This is a genomic window from Streptomyces sp. NPDC029292 (assembly GCF_055569295.1).
Genome location: NZ_JBVHXR010000014.1, coordinates 260,845 through 281,063, shown reverse-complemented (window position 1 = coordinate 281,063; position 20,219 = coordinate 260,845). Strand labels below are relative to the sequence as shown.

Genomic DNA, 20,219 nt, shown 5'->3' with positions numbered 1-20,219 from the left:
TCGACGGATGTGGAGACGGCGGTTCCGAGGGATCCGGTGGCGGCGGTCATGATGATGAGGCCGGGCAGGACGTAGTTGACGTAGTCGGTGTTGCCGTCGGGCATGGGGGTGACTCCGGTGCCCAGGACGCCGCCGAAGACGTAGACGAACAGCAGGAGGAACAGGACGGGGATGCCGACGATGGAGATCGCGGTGGTGGGGTAGCGGAGCTGGTTTTTGATGTTGCGGCGCAGCAGGGTGGCGGAGTCGGCTACCGCGTAGGTGACGGTGCTCATACCAGGACCTTCTTCTCCGTGTCGGCGGACGCCGTGGCGTCCGAACTCGTGGTGGCGGGTGTGCTGTTGGCGTTGTTCGTCGTGCTGTTGCTGGTGGTGGTGCCGGTGAGGGCGAGGAAGACGTCGTCGAGGTCGGGGGTGTTGAGGGAGAGTTCGTGGACGGTGGTGGTGTCCAGGCGGGCGAGGACGGCCTGGACGGAGGTGGCGGAGCCGTCGCTGGGCACGCGCAGGGTGAGGGTGTCGTCGTTGCGGGTGGCCGGCAGGCCGGGCAGGCCGGCCAGGGCGTGCTGGGCGTGGTCGAGGGCGGTGGGTGAGGTGAACTGGAGGTCGACGCTGCCGCCGGGGACCTGCCTCTTGAGTTGTTCGGGGGTGCCCTGGGCGACGAGGCGGCCGCCGTTGAGGACGGCGACCTGGTCGGCGAGCTGGTCGGCCTCTTCGAGGTACTGGGTGGTGAGGAAGATGGTCACGCCGTCCGCGACGAGGTCGCGGATCAGGTCCCACATGGAGCGCCGCACGCGGGGGTCCAGGCCGGTGGTGGGCTCGTCGAGGAAGATGATGCGGGGGGCGCCGACCAGGGTCATCGCCAAGTCCAGGCGGCGCTTCATACCGCCGGAGTAGGTCGCGACCGGCTTCTTCGCGGCCTCGACGAGGTCGAACTGCTCGATCAGGCGGGTGCAGCGGTCCTTGATGACCCGCCCGTCGAGGTGCCACAGGCGGCCCATCAGCTGCAGGTTCTCCACCGCGTTCAGGAACGGGTCGACCGCGGAGAACTGGCCGGTCACTCCGATGCTGGAGCGCACCCCGTCCGGGTCGGTGGCCAGATCGTGGCCGGCGACGGTGACCTGGCCGGCGTCCGTCGGCGTCAGCGTCGACAGGATCTTCACCGTGGTCGTCTTCCCGGCCCCGTTCGGGCCCAGCAGCGAGAACACCGAACCCTCCGGGATGAACAGGTCCACCCCGTCCAGCACCCGGTGCTCGCCATAGGCCTTCACCAGACCGACCGCCGAGATCGCCGCACCCGCAGCCGACCCCGCCCCACTCCTGGCCTCACTCACCGACATGACATTCCTCCTGGGAAAAGCGTGTGTGTGTATCGAGTCGAATGACGGAGAGGGAATGCGTCGCGTTCTGATGACGGAGCGATTCGCTTCTCCCGAACGTGCGCCGGGAAACTCTGCGCAGACCGACCGTGAGAATCCGGGCGGCAGCCATGGACGTACTGCGGAACCCCATGTCGAACATCGGGGGAATCTGCTGCCATGCGTTCGTCGCCCGACTCATGACAGCCGGCCCATCAGTTCGGCGGTCGCGCGGTGCCGAGTGCATGCGCGCTCACTGAACTCCCGCTGCACGCGGTCGCGTATCTCGGGCCGCTGTTCCTGGCTGAGTTTGAACATTCCATCGGCACCGGAGACGGTGAATCGGAAGGAGCCCACGCCCGGCAGAATCTGCCGGAAGTAAGAGATGGACTCGGTCATGTCCCAGTCGGCGCCGAATGCGCCCTCGAAGGCGCGCACGGTGGACTTCACCACGTGCAGCGTCTCCTCGGCCGACTCGGTCTCCTCGAGCTTCTGGATGGTGCCGCGTGCGTGCACCGACGTGAAGTTCCACGTAGGGGCGGCCGGCGTCACCTGATACACCGTCGGCGATACGTAGGCGTGCGGTCCGGTGAAGGTCAGCAGCGCCGTGTCGCCCGACTTCAGCGCGGCCCAGTGCGGGTTCGCCCTGTTCATGTGCCCGAGCAGGGTGACTCCGGACAGGTCGGCGGACCAGTCGCCCGTCATCTCCGGGTCCGGGATCACGGGGAGGTGCGTGGCGAACGGGCCCTCGGCCGAGCTGCCGTTGCTCACCAGCAGCGCCAGGGGGTTGTTGCGGATCAGGTCGACCATCCAGGAACCGTCCGGTTCTCGGTAGGGCGGTGGAACGAACATAGGGGACCGCTCCTTTCGGGTACGGCTTGAGCTCCGTACGGCTTGAGCTGCGGTTCTTGTTGTCTGCCGAGAAATTTAGCCAGCCGTCTTTTCGACTCGTTATTGATCCGGCTTCGCGCAGTGCGCTCGTGGCCCGCGCCGCATACGTGTTCGGGGCGGAGTGGGGGCCGGAAGATGCGTTCGATGCGCTGCCGGCAGGGGCCGACGCCTTCGATACGCCTTCGGTGTCGGCGGTGACGCCCCTTTGGTTGAAAGGAGTTCGATAACGAAAAAGAAACCGGCCCGAATAACTTCGGTGGACGAGTAGTCGCTGCCCAGGAACCGCGTAGTAGCTGCCAGGGAACCGAGTAGTCACTGCCCAAGATCGAAGTCAGGATCGAAGTCAGGAGAGAACATGTTCCATGTGAATTCTGAGGTCGGTGCGCTGAAACAAGTGGTCCTGCACGAACCCGGCCTGGATTTCGAGCGGTTGACCCCGAGCAACAAGGATGAGCTGCTCTTCGACGATGTCGTGTGGGTGTCCAGGGCGCAGGAGGAGCACCGGGCCTTCCAACAGCTCTTCCGCGACAGGGGAGTCACGGTCCATCTCCTGCACGATCTGCTGGCCGAGACGGTCAAGGGCGAGGAGGCGGTGGCCTTCGTACTCGATCGCGTCCTCGACGGCCGGCAGCCCCACCTGGGCGGCGCGCTCGCGCAGCTGACCGAGCGGGTACTGAGCGCGATGGGGCCGGACGAACTGGCCACCCATCTGCTCGGCGGACTGAACAAGCGCGAACTCGTCGAGGCGCTGGGCGAACGCCCCACCGGCCGGCGCTCCCTCGGCCTCGACCTGCTGGCGGACGACGACTTCATCCTCCCGCCGCTGCCCAACTCGCTCTTCACCCGGGACACCAGCTGCTGGGTCTACGACGGTGTCTCGGTCAACCCGATGAGGAAGGCAGGGCGCAAGAGCGAGACCATCAACTACGAGGCGATCTACAACTTCCACCCGATGTTCGCGAGCAGCGGGGCGCACCGCTGGATCGACGGTGAGGCGATGGCGCCGGCCTCGATCGAGGGCGGCGACGTCGAGGTGATCGGCAACGGCACCGTCCTCGTCGGCCTCGGCGAGCGCACCACCCCCGCCGGTGTGGAGATCCTGGCCCGCTCGCTCTTCCAGGCCGGTTCCGCGCAGCGCGTGATCGCCGTGGAACTGCCCAAGGCCCGCGCCCTGATGCACCTCGACACCGTGATGACCATGGTGGACACGGACGCCTTCACCCTCTTCGCCGGCCTCGACCGCGGGGCCCTGAAGTCCTGGACGCTGGCCCCGGGCATCCACCAGGTCCCCGACGTCACCGAGAACAAGGACTTCTTCACCGCGGTCCGCGATGCGCTCGGCCTGGACCGGGTCCGCGTCCTGCAGACCCGGCAGAACGCGTACGCCTCCGAGCGCGAGCAGTGGAACGACGGCTGCAACCTGCTGGCCGTCGCTCCCGGCAGCGTCGTCGCCTACGAGGTCAACGAGAACAGCAACCGCATGCTCGAGGACAACGGCATCGAGGTGCTGCGCATCCGGGGCGACCAGCTCGGCCGGGGGCGCGGCGGCCCGCGCTGCATGAGCTGCCCCATCGAGCGCGACGCCGCATGAGCCGCCCGGGCCACGCGCGATCACCGAGAGGCTCGCCGCCGAGGGCCGACCCCGGTGCCGTACGCGGTTCAGCTCGGACCCGACACCCTACGAGCCGCCCGCCGACGGCCGCCGCGGAGGAGCGGTCGCCTCACCGGCGCGGCTGGGTCCCGTTTCCCCGAGCCGATCCCGAACGACAGACCCCAGACCTTGAGCTCCACCGAACGAGAGGAACCACTCCGTTGTCCCAGTCCACGCTGTCCCAGCCGTTCTCGTCCACGGCCGTCCGTCAGGCCTCCCCCCGCCACTACCTGATGTGCCGTCCCACGCACTTCGAGGTCACCTACGCGATCAACCCCTGGATGAACCCCGACAAGCCGGTCGACACCGCTCTCGCGATAGAGCAGTGGGACGGTCTGCGCCGGCTGTACCTCGCGTACGGGCACACCGTCGAGCTCATCGACCCGGTCGAAGGCCTGCCGGACATGGTCTTCGCCGCCAACGGCGCCACGGTCGTCGACGACCGCGTGCTGGTCGCACGGTTCCGGCACGCTGAGCGCGGCGCGGAGGCGCCGGCCTACCAGGAGTGGTTCACGGCCCGGGGCTACCCGGAGGTCCACTCCGCCGAGTACGTCAACGAGGCCGAGGGCGACTACATGGTGGTGGGCCGGACCATCCTGGCGGGCACCGGCTTCCGTACCGACCCCCGCGCCCACGCCGAGCTGCAGCAGGCCCTCGGCGTTCCGGTGGTCACCCTCAACCTCGTAGAGCCGCGCTTCTACCACCTGGACACGGCACTCGCCGTGCTCTCCGACACCGAAGTCATGTACTACCCCGGGGCCTTCTCCCAGGAGAGCCTCGCCACGCTGCGCGACCTCTACCCCGACGCGATCCTCGTCGACGAGGCGGACGCGGAGGTCTTCGGCCTCAACGCGGTCTCCGACGGACTGCGGGTGTTCCTGCCCGACACCGCGACGGGACTGGCCGAGCAGCTGCGCGCCCACGGGTTCGAGCCCGTCGGCGTGGACCTCTCCGAACTTCTGAAGGCGGGCGGCAGCGTGAAGTGCTGCACCTTGGAGATCCGCCACCGGGCCGAGGCCTGAACCATCCCATGCGGCAACCAGGCGTCGAGAACGCCGGATGCCGTCAACACCCCAGCTCCGCAAGCGGGAGACTAATCATGAGCGCTCGCGAAAACGAGACCTACGACGTCGTCGGCATCGGATTCGGCCCGTCCGATCTGTCGCTGGCCATCTCACTGGAAGAGCATCACGCCAATGTCCTGACCGACCCGATCACCGCCGCCTTCTTCGAGCGCCAGCCGTCGTTCGGCTGGCACCGCAACATGCTGCTGCCGTCGGCGACCATGCAGATCTCCTTCCTGAAGGACCTGGTCACCTTCCGCAACCCGGTGTCGCGGTTCAGCTATGTGTCGTTCCTGCACTCCCAGGGCCGACTCGCCCAGTTCGTCAACCGCAAGGACTTCTTCCCGACCCGGCGGGAGTTCCACCAGTACCTGGAATGGGCGGCGGCGCACATGTCCAACGTCGTCTCCTACAGCTCGGCCGTCACCGCGATACGCCGCCCACCCGAATACGCCGACGGAGCACCGGAGTTCCTGCGGCTCGAAGTCCGGGACACCGACGGGGGCGGCGGCATCCGGCACGTCGACGCGCGGAACGTCGTCATCTCCACGGGGCTGCAGCCGCGCATGCCGGACGGGGTGGTGCGGGACGAACGGGTCTGGCACAGCTCGGAGTTCCTCGACAACTACGGCAGGACCAACCCGCAGGAGCTGAAGAGTGTCGCGGTGGTCGGCGCCGGCCAGAGCGCGGCGGAGATCACCAAGTTCTTCTACGAGCGGCTCCCGCACGCGCAGGTGCACGCGATCCTGCCGTCGTACGGATACTCCGTCGCCGACGACACCCCCTTCGCCAACCAGATCTTCGACGCGGACGCGGTCGACGACTACTACTACGGCGACGAGCCCTCGCGCGACGCCTTCTGGCGCTACCACCGCAACACCAACTACGGGGTGGTGGACGACGCCGACATCAGGCACCTCTACCAGGCCGCGTACGACGAGGAGGTGGCCGGCGTGCAGCGGCTGCACTTCCACAACCTGGCGAAGGTGCGGTCTGTCGCGCGCGAGGGGAGCAGGGCGAAGGTGCTGCTGACGGCACCGCGCGATGCCGAGCCGCCGCGGCTCGACGTCGACGTGATCGTCTTCGCCACCGGCTACGCCACCATGGATCCGACGCGTCTGCTCGGCGATCTCGACCGCTACTGCCTGCGCGACGAGGCGGGACGCCACCGGGTGACACGCGACTACCGGCTCGTCACCACGCCGGAACTGTCCTGCGGCATCTATCTCCAGGGAGGTACGGAGCACACGCACGGCCTGACGTCGTCCCTGCTGTCGAACATCGCCGTGCGCAGCGGTGAGATAGCCGACTCGATCATTCAAAGGCGTGCGGGACGCGACCTGGTGCCGGCCGTCGCCGGAGTTCTGGAAGGATCGGAAAAGCTGCTCTGAGCGTTGAGCGGATGTATGGGGCACCTTTGACCGTCGGCCCCCGGGAATTTCCCTGGGGGCCGACGGTCATGTCCGGAGAAGAACAGGTAGTTGTGTGCTGAATTCTCTGGTGCAGTGAGAAATAGACTCTCTTGGAGGATTTCCTCCATGGTGCGCATGCCGAGGCTCACGTAATTTGAATATTCCCACCGGTGCGAGCGGGGCCCGAACGGGCCCCGGAGGGAGGCGAACAATGGATTCCACGACAGGTGCGGTCATTGCGAGCTCGGTGATGGTCAGCACGACGACGCTCCTCGCCACGGGACTGTTCTGGGTCTCGGCGAGTTGGGTGCGGGAGCGGCGGACGGCCGCGGACCGTGTCGCGGCGCAGCAGCTGGAGCTGCGCGCCGAGGTGGCCGAGCTGTGTCAGCGGGTGGGAGCCGTGCAGCGGCTCCTGGAGGGCGTGGACTGACATGCCGCGTCGCCCGGTCTATCGCCTTGTGCGATTGCCGGAAGGAAAGCGATATTCCCTCGATAAGAGTGTTCCCTAGTCTCTTCCAACATGAAGACGTGATGCCGGACCGGCTCACGGTGGAGCGAATGTCCCACGTGGAGGAGACGCACATGACCGGCGAAGAGAACCGCGAGGAATCCGGCCGCCCCGTAACCGACAGCGAGCGCGAACTGGCCGCCCTGTGGGCCGGCGTACTCGGCGTTCCGGTCGAGCGCATCCGACGCACCGACAACTTCTTCGAGATCGGCGGTACGTCGAGGGCGGCGGCGCGTCTGGTGATCGCACTGGAACGCCGCCTGACCATCGGCGAGTTCGCGAGGACACCTTCGCTGACCCATCTGGCGGATCTGCTGGACCAGCGCCCCGCGGTCCCCGGGACCGCGACCGTCGGTGCTTGAGATGCGCACCGTTGTGGGAGCGCCCTACGAGCGGGGGCCGCGGCCGTGCGTGGCGGGCCGCCCGCGAAACCGGCGGGCCGGTTCGCCGAACCCGTCCTCCGCACCGCCGAGTTGGACGGCCGGCGCCGCCCCGTCCCGGTCCCGGCCAAGGAAGTGATCCGCCATGCGACTAGTCATCGCCGAGGGCTCCGCGATCCTGCGGGCCGGTCTGGCGCACGTGCTCGGCGACCGCGGTCACCAGCTGGCCGCGGCCGTCCATGACGCCAGGGTGCTGCCCGCCCTGGTCAACACTCACCGCCCCGACATCCTCATCGCCAATGTCCGGCTGGCGCCGACCTGGAGCGATGAGGGTGTGGGGGCCGCACTGGACGCCCGTCGGCGGCACCCCGGCACCGGCGTCCTGCTCTTCTCCGCGACACCCGAACCGCAGCATGTCGCCCGTCTGTTCGCGGGTGACGGCGCCGGCCTCGGATATCTCATCCAGGACCGTATGACGGACGCCGACGAGCTGATGGACGCGCTCACCCATGTCGCGGTGGGCGGCACGGTCGTGGACCCGCGCATGGTCGGCGCCCTGGCCGCCGGCACCGCCGTGCGGCGCGGCGGCGCGGGCGCGGCCGGACTCGACGCGCTCAGTGAACGGGAGTTGGAGGTTCTCTCGCTCATGGCGCAGGGCCGCACCAACGGCGCGATCGCCCAGCGATTGATCGTTTCCCAGGGCACCGTGGAGAAGCGGGTCGCGGCGGTCTTCGACAAGCTCGACATTCCCGGCAGCCCGAGCGACAACCGCCGAGTGCTCGCGGTACTGCGTTATCTGACGGATCAGCAGGCGCTGACGGTCCCTCTCGACATCGAGCGGGAGCCGCGGCGACGGATTCTGAACAGTGTGGCCTAGCAACGCTGTTGACCCTGCGGCGTGGTACCCATGGCCTGGAATGTTCCCCGGGTGACGGCGGTGGTGCCCGGAGTAATATGGTGTGCCGACCTGGGCGAGGTCGAGGGCCGCGGGGCCGGGTATCGGGTGTTCCGTGCGCAGACCTGCGCAGGACACCGATCGCCGGTGGAAGCGGAATCCGAAGCTCCTTGTGTTGCGAGTCGATCGCATTCGGCAATTCGCCCACCGGGAGCTTCGTTCATGTCGCTGACCGGGTGTTCGTCGCGCCCTGCGATGACGGGACTGTGGGATCTGTAAGGTAAGAAAATGTCCGACGGTTTCGTTACCTGCACACGATCTTGACAACGCAACTACCCGACTGCTTTCCTCGATTTCGACCAGAGCGCATAAGCGAATAATCTCGACGCGTGCACGCAGCTGACCGAGACGGGGGTCATGTACGTGAGCTTGGCCAACAGTGTCGATGGCGCAATAAAGGAGCCTCCACCATTCGCGCCGCGGGTGGCGAGGATTACCCCACCGCAGCGCAGCGGCCCACGTAAAAGTCATCCAAGGGCCGATCAAGTACTGACCACGAGGGTGGGCCTGCGCCTGCCGGACGTGCTCACCTTCGAGGAATGGGAGCGCGCCGGCCGTCAATTAGCCGGTGTCCTCGATTCGTCCTCATGGTGGCTCGGCGACTGGCTGAGCTATGGAAAGGACCACTACGCCGACCGGTACCAGAAGGGCATACAGGCCGCGGGGCTGCGCTACCAGACGCTGCGCAACTACGCGTGGGTGGCCCGCCGGTTCGACGTGGGCAGACGCCGCGCACGGCTGACCTTCCAGCACCATGCCGAGGTGGCGTCACTGCCGGTCGAGGAGCAGGACACGTGGCTCAGCCGGGCCGAGGAGCTGTCGTGGACGACGAAACAGCTCCGCAACGCCCTGCGGGAAGCCAAGGGCGGGGAGGTCGCGAAGCCCGAAAACGCGCCCTCCGTCTGCCAGTTGGCGGTGCCGCGCGACCGGTTCGAGCGATGGCTCAAGGCAGCCGAGCGCAGTGGCGCCGACGTGGACGAATGGGTGCTCGCCACCCTCGACTCCGCGGCTGAGCAGGTCTTCGAGGGTGGGGTGGAGATGGCGGTGCTCGACAGCCGGCCGGCTCCCGCACCCGAGCCGGCGGGCGGCGTGCTCGACCGCTAGACCGTGTACGACTGGATCGCGTACGACGGCGGATGAACTGTGTGAACCGTGGGGCGGGATGACTTCCCGTACCTCGGGGGAGAGTGTGAACTTTTACCCACACTCCGTCGGTAAGTTGGGTTCCCGGCCGGTCCCGTACCACCGGCCCCTCCGGGCCGGCTGTCCTGTCGACAGGACAGCCGGCCTTCGTGCTGTCGCGCGTGAAGCCGGGTATTAATAACGAAACCCTGATGTAAAAGTCCGCTGGTTCTACTGGTTCTCTTCAGGAGTTCAGCGAATATCGGGCCAGGGTTCGGCGACCGCTCGGGAAACGCAAGGCAGTTGTTTTCGGGCGGACTGTGCGCGTGGTCCACGTTGTCTGGTTCGCCTGATTCGCACGGTCAGTGGTGTGCATTTCAAGCCAGTTGCCCATAGGGGGCGCAGGTCGGTGGTGAGGCGGTAAGCCCGCGCCGACCAGTTGTTTCACGCCGAGCCCGCGGGCGAGAATCAGCCAATTCCTCGGACTGGTATCGGAAGTTCGGATCGCGTTCGGCCTCTGTCGGCGATCTGTCCACAATCGGGTCGGCCGGGCCGGCCAGGGAGGGAATTCCAGCGATGAGTGCTCTCGACGAGATCATCGAAGGCGTACGGGAGGATCTGGCGCCGCGCCGTGCGCACACCTCCGAGGCGGAGCTGCGGGAACGCGCCGCGACCTGGGGCACGCCACGCGACTGCACCGCGCTGCTGCGAGGCCGGGAACAGGTGCGCGTCATCGCCGAGGTGAAGCGGGCCAGCCCCTCGCGCGGGGCGCTCGCAGAGATCACCGACCCGGCGTCGCTCGCCGCCGACTACGCCGCGGGCGGGGCCGCCGCGGTCAGCGTCCTGACCGAACAGCGCCGGTTCGGCGGCTCGTTGGCGGACCTGGCGGCCGTACGAGCCCGTGTGGACATCCCGGTCCTGCGCAAGGACTTCGTCGTCGACCCGTATCAGGTATGGGAGGCGCGGGCCTACGGCGCCGACCTCGTCCTGCTCATCGTGGCGGCCCTGAGCGACACCCAGCTGTCCGAACTCGCCGCCCAGGCACGGGAGATCGGGCTCACCCCGCTGGTGGAGGTGCACGACGAGGCGGAGGCGCAGCGGGCGGTGGCCGCCGGAGCCACCGTGATCGGCGTCAACGCGCGGGACCTGCGGACGCTGGAGGTCCGGCGCGACACCTTCGCACGGGTGGTGCCGCACCTCCCCGAGGACGTGGTGCGGGTGGCCGAGTCCGGGGTGCGCGGCCCGCGGGACGTGACGGAGTACGTGAAGTACGGGGCGGACGCGGTTCTCGTCGGAGAGGCCCTCGTCACCGGCTCCCACCCCAAGTCCGCGGTGTCGGACCTCCTGTCAGCGCCCCGCGCCTAGGCAGTCTCCGGCGCTCCGTGGCCCTCCCCGGCCGCGCGCCCGCCCAGGCGTCCGGCCGCGGCTGCGGGCCGGGCGCCGGAGGGGGAGGGGGGCGGAGGTGCCGGGGAGGGCAGTAAGGGGGCAACCGTGCCAGGTTGGTCCCGGGAGGGTTGCCGGTGGTGCCGGAACCTCGTTGGGCCGGGGCCCGGTCGGGTGGATCGGGCTCGATCCGTCGCCCCATCCGGGCCGTTATCCCGCCGCTTGTGCCACCCGCTTGGTGGTGACAGTCGCCTGTGCCGCCCGCTTGGTGGTGACAGTCGCCCAGCGTTCGAGGGCGGCCGCGGCCGTGCCCGAGTCGATGGACTCCGCGGCGCGAGCGACGCCGGCCGCCAGGCGCTCGGTGATGGAGCGTCCGCCGTCGGGCTCGAGCGCGGCGAGGCCGGCGGCGGACGACAGCAGCACCGCGTCCCGTACCGGACCGCGCGCACCGGCGAGCACCTCGTGGACCACCCGGGCGTTGTACGCCCGGTCACCGCCGAGCAGGGCATCGGGCGACGCGAGCCCGATGCCGATGTCCCGCGGATCGAAGACCTCGGTCCGCGTTCCCGAGGACGTGACCGACCAGACCGTGGAGGTAGTGGTGACCGTCAGTTCGTCCATGCCGTCGTCGCCGCGGAACACCAGCCCCGACGCCCCGCGCCGGGCCAGCACCCCCGCGAGCAGCGGGGCGAGCCGCGCGTCCGCCACCCCGATCGCCGAGGCCGTGGGCGAGGCCGGGTTGAGCAGCGGCCCCAGCGCGTTGAAGATCGTGCGGATGCCCAGCTCGCGGCGCGGGACGGCCGCGTGCCGCATCGCGGGGTGGAACGCCGGCGCGAAGCAGAACGTGATCCCGGCCTCCTCGGCGACCGCCGCCACGTCGTCCGCCGCCAGCGTGAGCGACACCCCCAACTCCTCCAGCACGTCGGCCGATCCGCAGGAGGACGACGCCGAACGGTTGCCGTGCTTGACCACCCGCGCACCGGCCCCGGCCGCCACGATCACCGACATCGTGGAGATGTTGACGCTGTGCGAGCCATCGCCGCCGGTGCCGACGATGTCGAGCGTGGGGCCGGACACGTCGAGCGGGACGGCATACCGCCGCATCGCGCCGACCAGCCCCTCGATCTCCTCGACGGTCTCGCCCTTCGCCCGCAACGCCACGAGGAACCCGGCGAGCCGCACCGGTCCCGCGGCACCTGACATCACCTGATCCATCGCCCAGTCCGTCTCGCGGGCGGAAAGGTCCCGCCGGTCGAGCAGCGCATTGAGCAATTCGGGCCAGGTACGCATTGTCGTTTCGGCGGTCACGTGAATTCTCCCTGAACGCGAAGGGGCGCGAAGTGAAAGGCGCCGAAGGGGAGTCGGACTCTTCGGCCGGAACCAGTGTGCGCGAGGCCCGGAACCCCGGACAGACCACTGCCCGTCGACCCTTGCGGTCCAATTCGGAAGGAGAAGGAAATGGCTCTGCACATGGCGGTCGAGGTCGTCAGGGACTCCGATGTCTCCCTGACCGCGCAACTACAGAGCTCCATCAAGAGGGAAATAGCCGAGGGGAGTCTGCACCCGGGAACCAGACTGCCCTCCAGCCGCCGGCTCGCGCACGACCTGCACGTCTCCCGGAGCGTGGTCGTGGAGGCGTACGGCCAACTCGTCGCCGAGGGATACCTGGAAGCCGCCCAGGGCGCGGGCACCCGCGTGGTCAGACACCTGACCGGCGAGACGGTCGTGTCGACCCTCCTGGAGGAGGGCCGCATGCCCGCCGTCCGCTGGGACCTGCGGCCGAGCGGCGGCAACCTGCAGGCCTTTCCCCGCCGCGAGTGGCTGACCTGCTACGAACGGGCCCTGTGCGCGGCCACTCCCGCGGCCCACGCCTATCCGCCCCTGGCCGGAGACACCGGCCTGCGCCTCGAACTCGCGCGCTACCTGGGACGGGCCCGCGGCGTGCGGGCGACCCCGCAGCACATCGCGGTGGTGAGCGGCTTCTCGCAGGCGCTCGGCCTGCTGTGCGGAGTGCTCCGCCAGGACGGCGTCGACGCGATCGGCGTGGAGGACCCGGGCCACCCCGGGCAGCGGCAGTTCGTCCGCGAGGCGGGCCTGCGCCCCGTGCCGCTGCCCGTCGACGAGGGGGGCCTGGACGTCGCGGCGCTCACCGCCACGGGGCTGCGTGCCGTCCTCGTCACCCCGGCCCACCAGTTCCCGACGGGCGTGACGCTGCAGGCGGAGCGCCGCGAGGCCCTGGCGCTCTGGGCCCGGGGGACCGGCGGCCTGATCATCGAGGACGACTACGACGGCGGCCTCTGGTACGAGCCGGGCCCACGCCCCCTCGCGCTGCAACGCCTCGCCCCCGAGCACGTCGTGTACGCGGGGACGGCCAGCAAGTCCATCGCCCCCGGGCTGCGCCTGGGCTGGCTCGCCGCGCCCGCCGAGCTGCTCGGCCGGCTGCTGCGGGAGCGGGCCCGGTACGACCTCGGCACCGAGACCCTCACCCAGCTGGCCTTCGCCGAAGTACTGCGCAGCGGACTCTTCGACCGTCATCTGCGGCGGCTCAACGCCCAGTTCAGGACGCGGCGGCAGGCCCTCGACGAGGCCGTACGGCGTCATCTGCCCGGCGCCCTGGTGACCGGGCGGGCCGCCGGGCTGCACGCCTATGTCCGGCTGGCCCCGTACGCCGACGAGGGGGCCCTGGTGGCCAGGGCGCTCGGCAGATCCGTGGCGGTGCGCGGCGCCGCGGCCTTCCACGCCCGCCCGCGCGGACACGCGCCCGCGCTGGTGGTGGGCCACGGACACCTGCCGCGCTCCGGGATCACCGAGGCGGTCCGCGTGCTGGGTTCGCTCAGCTGTCACTGAGCGAACCCAGCGCACCGGGACGCCAACCCGCCGGTTGGTGGCCTCCGGGTACCGGGATGCCTCCTCGCCGGTGAGTGACCCCCGCGTACCGGGAACGCTCAGCCGCCGCTGAGCGCTCCCGCCGGGCGGGCGCCGTGTCCCGTCGTGGCCAGGAAGTTCTCCATCATGGCCAGGCCCCCGGACGTCATCACGGACTCGGGGTGGAACTGGACCCCCTCGACGGACAGCGTGCGGTGACGCAGCCCCATCACATAGCCGTGGTCGACGGCGACGGCCGTGGACACGAGGACGTCGGGAAGCGGCTCCGCGACCACGAGCGAGTGGTACCGGGTCGCTTCCAGGGTGTGCCCGAGACCGGTGAACACGCCCGCGCCGTCGTGCCGCACCATGCTGGTCCGCCCGTGCATGAGCTGATCGGCCACCTCGATCCGGCCTCCGTACGCGAGGCCGATGGCCTGGTGCCCCAGGCAGACGCCGAGCACCGGCACCCGCCCGGCGAACTCGTGCACCAGCTCCACATGACCCGACTCGGCGGGATGACCGGGCCCCGGGCCGAGGACCACCGCGTCCGGCTCCTTCCCGGCGAGTTCGGCGGGGGAGCGGGTCAGGGAGCGTACGACCTCGGTCCGCGCGCCCAGGGTGCGCAGATACTGGTCGATGATGTGCACGAAACTGTCGTACGCGTCGATCAGCAGAACCCGCGTGCCCCCGGGTTCCCCCATGCCCTTCGTACCGCTCATCCCTGCAGCTCCTCACCGGTGAGCGCCCAGTAGGCGGCACCCATCTTCGCCAGCGTCTCCCGCCACTCCGACTCGGGATCCGACTGGGCCACGAGACCGGCCGAACTCTGCGTGGAGTAGCCGGTCCCGTCGTACTCGACCGAACGGATGCACAGCGCGAGTTCGCTCCACCCGCGCACGTCCACCAGGCCCACCGCACCCGCGTAACTGCCGCGCCGCTGCTCCTCGAGCCCGTCGATGATCTCCATGGCCCGTACCTTGGGCGCGCCGGTCATCGTCCCCGCGGGGAAGGTCGCACGCACCGCCTCCCAGGCGTTCACGCCCTCTTCCAGGTGCCCGGTGACGGTGGAGACGAGGTGGAAGACGTGCGAGTACCGCTCCACCGACATCAGCCGGTCGACGGGCTGGGTGCTGGGCCGGCACACCCGGCCGATGTCGTTGCGGCACAGGTCGACCAGCATGACGTGCTCGGCCCGCTCCTTGGTGCTCTCCTGCATCTCCTTGACGCGCCGCTCGTTCTCGTCGTCGTCCGCTCCCCGGCGCGCGGTGCCCGCGATGGGGCGCATCTCGATCCCGTCGCCCTCGATGAGGAAATACAGCTCGGGGCTGGCGCCGATGAGCGTGTTGCCGGCCCGGGGCATCAGGTACATGTACGGCGAGGGGTTGCGGTGCCGCAGTCGCCGGTAGAGGTCGATGGGTGTCAAATCCGTCCGGACATCGATGCGATGGCCGATCTGGATCTGGTAGATGTCGCCGACCCCGATGTGCTCCAGACAGCGTTCGGCCCAGCCCAGGAACGTCTCCCGGCTGACGGTGTCGTGCACCGACAGCGGCCGGGGGGCTTCCGGGACGGTGACGGGGCCGGGACGGTCCGTCGCGTCGGCGGCCTGTGCGGCGAGGTCGGCCACGACCACCGTGGTCACCGCGCGTTCCCCGAACGCCGGTCCGTTCGCGGTGAGATGACGCACCGTCGACGAGGCGAGGTCGTACCAGACGGTGTCCCGGAAGAGCGTCAGGGTGATGTCGGGGCCGTGCGGGGTCTTGGTGCGGGCGGGCAGGGTCTCCATGTGCCATACGGACTCGTACGCGAACGAGGTCAGGAACCCGAAGGCGTACGCCGTCCCGGGCGCGATGTCCGTCTCTACCTCGAACACCCGCTGAACGAGCGGGAGCAGACGCCAGACGGCCTCCCGGTCGGGCAGGCGCAACCGGCAGGCGCCGGGCCGGGGCTCCTCGCGGACGAGACCGGCGTCCTCGGCGGCCAGGGTCAGCGCGGACGCGGTGCCCGGCTCCCCGTCGATCTCCACGTGGTCCGCGAACACCCGGATCTCGGCGAGGGGGTTGAGACCGACGACGGCGGATCTGCGGTCGTGGTCGGGGCCGTCCGGGCTCTCGAAGAGGAAGACGTCCTGGGCCCCGCACAGGCCGCGCAGACGCTCGTACAACTCCAGAGGATCGTGGGGCGGTAGCTCGGCGGCGGTGACCCGCACCCCGATCCGTTGGGCTGTCGCCAAGATGAACCCCCAGTGATTCGGCTGCTGTCGGCTGGAGCGCGAGACGGTGCTCTCCTCCGTGATCAGGGAAACAGCCGCCCGCGCACGGCTGCCAGACCAATCGGGGGCCGGAATTGCGGACCACTTCCGAATCGCTTGACCGCCGCCGCGGCCGTGGATTGAGCTGTGGGAAGTCCCCGTCAGCGAAAGGGTCTTGCCATGAACAATTCCCCTGCCGAATCATGGCGCGCATTTCCGGGGGCGCAGCAGCCGGAATGGCCCGACTCCGGAGAACTCCGGTCGGTCACGGATTGGCTGAGCGCGGCTCCGCCGCTCGTGTTCGCCGCCGAATGCGATCTGCTGCGCGCCAAGATGGCGGCGGTCGCGCGCGGTGAGGCCATGCTGCTGCAGGGCGGCGACTGTGCCGAGACCTTCGACGGGCTGACCACCGACGCGATCCGCGGCAAGATCAAGACGCTGCTCCAGATGGCGGTCGTGCTCACCCACGCCACCGCCCTGCCCGTCGTCAAGATCGGCCGGATGGCCGGGCAGTACGCGAAGCCGCGCTCCAGCCCGCTCGAGCGGCGCGGCGAGGTGGAGCTGCCCTCGTACCGGGGCGACGCCGTCAACGGCACGGAGTTCACCGCCGAGGCGCGCCGCCCCGACCCCTGGCGGATGAAGCGGATGTACCAGTCCTCCGCCACGACGCTGAACCTGGTCCGGGCGCTGACCACGGGCGGCTTCGGCGATCTGCGTCAGGTCCACGCCTGGAACCAGGGCTTCGTCGTCACCTCCGATGTCGGCGAGCGCTACGAGGTGATGGCCGACGAGATCGACCGCAGCATCGCCTTCATGCAGGCGTGCGGTGTCGACATGAAGGAGCTGTCGACCGCCGAGTTCTTCGTGGGCCACGAGGGACTGCTCCTGGAGTACGAGGCCGCGCTGACCCGCTCCGAGGCCGGGACCGGACGGTCCTACGCCACCAGCGGCCATCTGGTGTGGATCGGCGAGCGGACCCGGGGCCTCGACGGCGCCCACGTCGAGTACTTCTCCCGCGTCGACAACCCCATCGCCGTCAAGCTGGGCCCCGGCACGACCCCCGACGTCATGCTCGGCCTCATCGACCGCCTGGACCCGAGACGCGAGCCGGGCCGGCTGACCTTCGTGGTCCGCGCCGGAGCCGACCGGGTGCGCGACGTGCTGCCCACCCTGGTCGAGAAGGCCACGGCGGAGGGCGCCCAGGTCTGCTGGGTCAGCGACCCGATGCACGGCAACACCATCACGGCGCCCAGTGGCCACAAGACCCGCCAGTTCGCGGCGATCCTCGACGAAGTACGCGGCTTCATGGAGGTGCACCGGGCCCTGGGCACCCATCCCGGCGGTGTCCATGTGGAGCTCACCGGGGACGACGTGACCGAGTGCGTCGGCGGCGGCAACGCCGTGCTCGAGGAGAACCTCCACCACCGCTACGAGACGGCCTGCGACCCCCGGCTCAACCACACCCAGTCCCTCGACCTGGCCTTCCTGCTCGCCGAGATGTACCGGAAGAGCGCGGCGCGGGCGGTACCGGCGACGGCTGGGGCGCGGGCGGTACCGGCGACGGCGGGGACACGGGCGGTACCGGCGACGGCTGGGGTGCAGACGGCATCTGCGACCACCGGGTGACGTGTCATCGGGGACGCGTCGCCGGGTGACGCGTCACCGGACACCTGTCAGGGTGCGCCGACTTCGGCGGCGTACGGCGGTTCCGCTCCCGCCCGGGAGCAGGTGATCGCCGCCGCGCGGGCGGCGTACCGCAGCAGGCCGGTCCAGCCCTCGGCGCCCAGGTCCGCGACCGCCGCCGGGGACAGGGCGTCCCGGGCGGCCAGTCCGTGCAGCAGCGCCGCGTTCACCGTGTCGCCGGCGCCGATGGTGTCCACGACGTCGACCGGTTCGCCGGGCACCGAGTGCACCGCTCCGTCGCGGGTGAACGCCGTCAGGCCGTCACCGCCGTGGGTGATCACGACCGCCGCGGGTCCGGACGCCAGCCACTCGTGCGGGGTGCCGCCCAGCCACAGAGCGTCCTCCTGGGAGAGCTTGAGGAGTGACACCGACGGCAGCCAGCTCTTGAACCGGGCCCGGTAGGCGTCCGCGTCGGGGATCAGCCCGGCCCGGATGTTCGGGTCGAGCGCGGTGAACACGCCCCGCGCGGCGGCGGTCCGCATCAGCTCCTCGTACGCGCTCGCGCCCGGCTCCAGGACGAGCGAGCAGGTGCCGAAGGACACCGCCCTGGTGGCGTCGGGGAGTTGGTCCGGTGTCGAGAACAGACGGTCCGCCGTGCCCTCGACGTAGAAGGAGTACGCCGCCGAGCCGTCCGCGCCGATCGAGGCGACCGCGAGGGTCGTCGGCTCCGCCCCGCGCTGCACCGACGACACGTCGACGCCCGCCTCGGCAAGCCCGCCCAGGAGAGCCTCGCCGAAGGCGTCGTACGAGACCCGGGAGCAGAAGGCCGTGGGGGAGCCGAGGCGGCCCAGCGCCACCGCCGTGTTGTAGGGGCCGCCGCCGAGACGCGGGTCGAGTGCCGCGAGGGCGCCCGCCTCCCTCGGCACCAGGTCGATCAGGGCCTCACCGGCGACGACGATCACGAGACGGGTCCTTTCTCGGGGCTCTTGAAGTTCGCGGGGCTCTTGAGGTTCTCGGGGCAGCCGCACGACGTGCGGTGGACGAACGTGGAGGGCAGCCGGACGGTCCGGCCCGTACGGTCGGGCGACGCCAGCCGTTCCAGCAGCAGCTGGACGGCCTGGGCCCCGATCTCCTTGCCGGGCTGGGCGATCGCGGTGAGCCGGGGCGTGAACAGGTCCGCCCAGGAGAAGTCGTCGAAGCAGCACAGCGCCAGATCGTCGGGCACCGACAGACCGCGCTCGCGCACGGCCCGCAGCGCGCCGATCGTCATGGCGTTGTTGGCGGTGACGAGCGCGGTGGGCGGTGCCGCGAGGGACAGCAGGGCGTCGGTGGTGTGCTCGGCGGCCTCCGCGCGGGAGTTGCCGTGCGCCACGAGCCGTTCGTCGTACGGCAGTCCGGCATGGGCGAGGCCGTGCCGGTAGCCGGTGATCCGCTCGGTCGTGGTGCTGAGCCCGGGCAGGCCCGCGACCAGTGCGATGCGCCGGTGGCCCCGTTCGGCGAGATGCGTGACGAGCCGCGTCATGGGCTCGGCGTTCTCGGCGCAGACCTGGTCGAAGCGGAAGGAGCCCTTGGCGGGGGCGTCGACCAGGCGGTCCAGGAACACGGTCGGCACGGCGTGCTGCCCGAGGTAGTCCAGGAGTTCGGCCGGGGCCGCCGAGGGCGCGACGATCATCCCGTCGACCCGTCGCTCGTGCAGCAGCTGGACGACCTTCCGCTCGTGCGCCGGATCGTCGTGCGGATCGGCGACGAGCAGGCCGTAACCGCGCTCCAGGGCGCCCGCCTCGACACCCTGGAGGATCTCCGTGAAGTACGGGTTGCTGATCGCCGACACCGCGAGCCCGATGGACCGCGTGCGTGCGGTGACCAGCGACCGGGCCAGGGTGTTGGGTGTGTAGCCGAGCTCGTCGATGGCGTCGAGGACGGCCTGGCGCGTAGGGGGCAGCACCGGGCGCGTGTCGTTGAGTACGTGCGAGACGGTCGCGATGGACACACCCGCGCGCTGGGCCACATCGACCATCGTCGCCATGGCGCTCCCTCCCCTGGAACCCGCTCCTTCGCACAGGAACGTATCCCATCCGGCGGTGGACGTAAACGCTTACGTAAGCGTTTACGTCCGCTCTCTCACCGACCCACCCCGCCCCGGGCGGAATGATCTGTACCGGTATCGTCGACGTGCGTCGACGCACGTCCACGGCCGTCGACTCTCGGCGCACCCCCTGAACGCACCTCGACCAGTGGAGATGCCATGCCCGGCCGTCCGTCCGCGAGCCGCCGTACCGTCCTGCGAGGAGCGGCGCTCTCCCCGGTCGCCGGGCTCGCCCTCACCGCGTGCTCCGGTGGCGGCGACGGAAGCGGGTCGCCCGCGACGCCGACCGCGCCGGTCGAGCTGGGCGCGGAGAGCGAGATCGCCAAGGGGAGCGCCAAGCTGTACCGGGATCAGAACGTCGTGGTCAGCCGCGCCGAGAACGGTTCGCTCAAGGCCTTCAGCTCGATCTGCACGCACGCCGGGTGCCCGATCTACAAGCTGGAGGGCACGACGCTCAGCTGCTCGTGCCACGGCAGTCAGTTCGACGCCACGACGGGCAAGGTGCTCCACGTTCCGGCCACCGTGCCGCTGAAGGAGCTGTCCGTGGAGGCCAAGGACGGGAAGATCGTCGCGGGTCCGGGCGCCTGACTGCGCCGGGGCGGAGAGCGGTCACTCCGCAGTCGGGTAGCTGTCACTCCCCGGTCGGGCAGCTGTCTCTCGCCGGTCGGGGA

18 protein-coding genes and 1 pseudogene are annotated in these 20,219 nt (G+C 69.9%); 11 read left to right on the top strand and 8 right to left on the bottom strand.

Going from position 1 to position 20,219, the window contains the following annotated elements; genetic code table 11:
- The 3 genes and pseudogenes from ACZ4WS_RS29155 to ACZ4WS_RS29145 all read right to left on the bottom strand — a co-directional run.
- Nucleotides 1-275, bottom strand: a pseudogene (locus ACZ4WS_RS29155) (ABC transporter permease); the annotation flags it as partial.
- The gene (locus ACZ4WS_RS29150) at nt 272-1,336 is read right to left on the bottom strand and encodes an ATP-binding cassette domain-containing protein (protein ID WP_467984986.1); all 1,065 of its coding nucleotides are present in this window, start codon (nt 1,334-1,336) and stop codon (nt 272-274) included. The gene ACZ4WS_RS29150 and the pseudogene ACZ4WS_RS29155, both read right to left, overlap by 4 nt.
- 216 nt (nt 1,337-1,552) lie before the next feature.
- The gene (locus ACZ4WS_RS29145; RefSeq protein WP_467984983.1) at nt 1,553-2,206 is read right to left on the bottom strand and encodes an FMN-binding negative transcriptional regulator; all 654 of its coding nucleotides are present in this window, start codon (nt 2,204-2,206) and stop codon (nt 1,553-1,555) included.
- Nucleotides 2,207-2,600: 394 nt separating this feature from the next.
- Here ACZ4WS_RS29145 and ACZ4WS_RS29140 point away from each other — a divergent pair, with 394 nt between their 5' ends.
- The 8 genes from ACZ4WS_RS29140 (at nt 2,601) to trpC (ending at nt 10,702) form a co-directional block, all read left to right on the top strand.
- Entirely contained in the window at nt 2,601-3,836 is a 1,236-nt protein-coding gene (locus ACZ4WS_RS29140; RefSeq protein WP_467984980.1) for an arginine deiminase, read from the top strand.
- Between the two features lie 221 nt (nt 3,837-4,057).
- Nucleotides 4,058-4,918, top strand: a complete 861-nt coding sequence (ddaH, locus tag ACZ4WS_RS29135; protein WP_467984976.1) for a dimethylargininase — start codon at nt 4,058-4,060, stop codon at nt 4,916-4,918.
- Nucleotides 4,919-4,995: 77 nt separating this feature from the next.
- On the top strand, nt 4,996-6,351 hold the full coding sequence (locus ACZ4WS_RS29130) for a lysine N(6)-hydroxylase/L-ornithine N(5)-oxygenase family protein (RefSeq protein ID WP_467984974.1): 1,356 nt from the start codon (nt 4,996-4,998) through the stop codon (nt 6,349-6,351).
- 232 nt (nt 6,352-6,583) lie between these two features.
- On the top strand, nt 6,584-6,802 hold the full coding sequence (locus tag ACZ4WS_RS29125) for a hypothetical protein (RefSeq protein ID WP_467984971.1): 219 nt from the start codon (nt 6,584-6,586) through the stop codon (nt 6,800-6,802).
- A gap of 152 nt (nt 6,803-6,954) precedes the next feature.
- Nucleotides 6,955-7,242 carry an acyl carrier protein gene (locus tag ACZ4WS_RS29120; RefSeq protein ID WP_467984969.1) on the top strand — a complete coding sequence of 96 codons (288 nt, stop codon included), beginning with the start codon at nt 6,955-6,957 and terminating at the stop codon, nt 7,240-7,242.
- 163 nt (nt 7,243-7,405) lie between these two features.
- Nucleotides 7,406-8,137, top strand: a complete 732-nt coding sequence (locus tag ACZ4WS_RS29115; protein WP_467984967.1) for a response regulator transcription factor — start codon at nt 7,406-7,408, stop codon at nt 8,135-8,137.
- 579 nt (nt 8,138-8,716) lie between these two features.
- Nucleotides 8,717-9,319 (top strand): LmbU family transcriptional regulator, encoded by a 603-nt coding sequence (locus tag ACZ4WS_RS29110; RefSeq protein ID WP_467984966.1) that lies wholly within the window; start codon nt 8,717-8,719, stop codon nt 9,317-9,319.
- A gap of 594 nt (nt 9,320-9,913) precedes the next feature.
- On the top strand, nt 9,914-10,702 hold the full coding sequence (gene trpC, locus ACZ4WS_RS29105) for an indole-3-glycerol phosphate synthase TrpC (RefSeq protein ID WP_467984964.1): 789 nt from the start codon (nt 9,914-9,916) through the stop codon (nt 10,700-10,702).
- Nucleotides 10,703-10,930: 228 nt separating this feature from the next.
- On the opposite strand, the gene trpD is transcribed toward trpC, so the two are convergent.
- Nucleotides 10,931-12,010 (bottom strand): anthranilate phosphoribosyltransferase, encoded by a 1,080-nt coding sequence (gene trpD, locus ACZ4WS_RS29100; protein ID WP_467985008.1) that lies wholly within the window; start codon nt 12,008-12,010, stop codon nt 10,931-10,933.
- 168 nt (nt 12,011-12,178) lie between these two features.
- On the opposite strand from trpD, the gene pdxR reads away from it, so the two are divergent.
- Entirely contained in the window at nt 12,179-13,567 is a 1,389-nt protein-coding gene (gene pdxR / locus ACZ4WS_RS29095) for a MocR-like pyridoxine biosynthesis transcription factor PdxR (RefSeq protein WP_467984962.1), read from the top strand.
- A 98-nt stretch (nt 13,568-13,665) separates the two neighbouring features.
- On the opposite strand, the gene ACZ4WS_RS29090 is transcribed toward pdxR, so the two are convergent.
- Both ACZ4WS_RS29090 and ACZ4WS_RS29085 read right to left on the bottom strand, forming a co-directional pair.
- Nucleotides 13,666-14,307, bottom strand: coding sequence for an anthranilate synthase component II (locus ACZ4WS_RS29090; RefSeq protein ID WP_467984960.1), 642 nt, complete (start codon nt 14,305-14,307; stop codon nt 13,666-13,668).
- Nucleotides 14,304-15,821, bottom strand: coding sequence for an anthranilate synthase component I family protein (locus ACZ4WS_RS29085; protein ID WP_467984959.1), 1,518 nt, complete (start codon nt 15,819-15,821; stop codon nt 14,304-14,306). The genes ACZ4WS_RS29090 and ACZ4WS_RS29085 overlap by 4 nt, the downstream gene beginning before the upstream one ends.
- 198 nt (nt 15,822-16,019) lie before the next feature.
- On the opposite strand from ACZ4WS_RS29085, the gene ACZ4WS_RS29080 reads away from it, so the two are divergent.
- Complete coding sequence (locus ACZ4WS_RS29080; protein WP_467984957.1) at nt 16,020-17,465, top strand: class II 3-deoxy-7-phosphoheptulonate synthase; 1,446 nt, start codon at nt 16,020-16,022, stop codon at nt 17,463-17,465.
- A gap of 47 nt (nt 17,466-17,512) precedes the next feature.
- Here ACZ4WS_RS29080 and ACZ4WS_RS29075 read toward each other — a convergent pair whose 3' ends face one another.
- Nucleotides 17,513-18,424: a carbohydrate kinase family protein gene (locus tag ACZ4WS_RS29075; RefSeq protein ID WP_467984955.1), complete on the bottom strand. Its 912-nt coding sequence runs from the start codon at nt 18,422-18,424 to the stop codon at nt 17,513-17,515.
- Complete coding sequence (locus ACZ4WS_RS29070; protein ID WP_467984953.1) at nt 18,421-19,488, bottom strand: LacI family DNA-binding transcriptional regulator; 1,068 nt, start codon at nt 19,486-19,488, stop codon at nt 18,421-18,423. Before ACZ4WS_RS29070 ends, ACZ4WS_RS29075 begins: the two co-directional genes overlap by 4 nt.
- A gap of 219 nt (nt 19,489-19,707) precedes the next feature.
- Between ACZ4WS_RS29070 and ACZ4WS_RS29065 the strand changes: the two genes are divergently transcribed.
- Nucleotides 19,708-20,136: a Rieske (2Fe-2S) protein gene (locus ACZ4WS_RS29065; protein WP_467984950.1), complete on the top strand. Its 429-nt coding sequence runs from the start codon at nt 19,708-19,710 to the stop codon at nt 20,134-20,136.
- The last annotated feature ends 83 nt before the right edge of the window (nt 20,137-20,219 follow it).

Coding starts and splice junctions, on each gene's coding strand:
- ACZ4WS_RS29150 (WP_467984986.1), bottom strand. CDS start 1,336: ATGTCGGTGAGTGAGGCCAGGAGTGGGGCGGGGTCGGCTGCGGGTGCG.
- ACZ4WS_RS29145 (WP_467984983.1), bottom strand. CDS start 2,206: ATGTTCGTTCCACCGCCCTACCGAGAACCGGACGGTTCCTGGATGGTC.
- ACZ4WS_RS29140 (WP_467984980.1), top strand. CDS start 2,601: ATGTTCCATGTGAATTCTGAGGTCGGTGCGCTGAAACAAGTGGTCCTG.
- ACZ4WS_RS29130 (WP_467984974.1), top strand. CDS start 4,996: ATGAGCGCTCGCGAAAACGAGACCTACGACGTCGTCGGCATCGGATTC.
- ACZ4WS_RS29125 (WP_467984971.1), top strand. CDS start 6,584: ATGGATTCCACGACAGGTGCGGTCATTGCGAGCTCGGTGATGGTCAGC.
- ACZ4WS_RS29120 (WP_467984969.1), top strand. CDS start 6,955: ATGACCGGCGAAGAGAACCGCGAGGAATCCGGCCGCCCCGTAACCGAC.
- ACZ4WS_RS29115 (WP_467984967.1), top strand. CDS start 7,406: ATGCGACTAGTCATCGCCGAGGGCTCCGCGATCCTGCGGGCCGGTCTG.
- trpC (WP_467984964.1), top strand. CDS start 9,914: ATGAGTGCTCTCGACGAGATCATCGAAGGCGTACGGGAGGATCTGGCG.
- trpD (WP_467985008.1), bottom strand. CDS start 12,010: ATGCGTACCTGGCCCGAATTGCTCAATGCGCTGCTCGACCGGCGGGAC.
- pdxR (WP_467984962.1), top strand. CDS start 12,179: ATGGCTCTGCACATGGCGGTCGAGGTCGTCAGGGACTCCGATGTCTCC.
- ACZ4WS_RS29090 (WP_467984960.1), bottom strand. CDS start 14,307: ATGAGCGGTACGAAGGGCATGGGGGAACCCGGGGGCACGCGGGTTCTG.
- ACZ4WS_RS29080 (WP_467984957.1), top strand. CDS start 16,020: ATGAACAATTCCCCTGCCGAATCATGGCGCGCATTTCCGGGGGCGCAG.
- ACZ4WS_RS29070 (WP_467984953.1), bottom strand. CDS start 19,488: ATGGCGACGATGGTCGATGTGGCCCAGCGCGCGGGTGTGTCCATCGCG.
- ACZ4WS_RS29065 (WP_467984950.1), top strand. CDS start 19,708: ATGCCCGGCCGTCCGTCCGCGAGCCGCCGTACCGTCCTGCGAGGAGCG.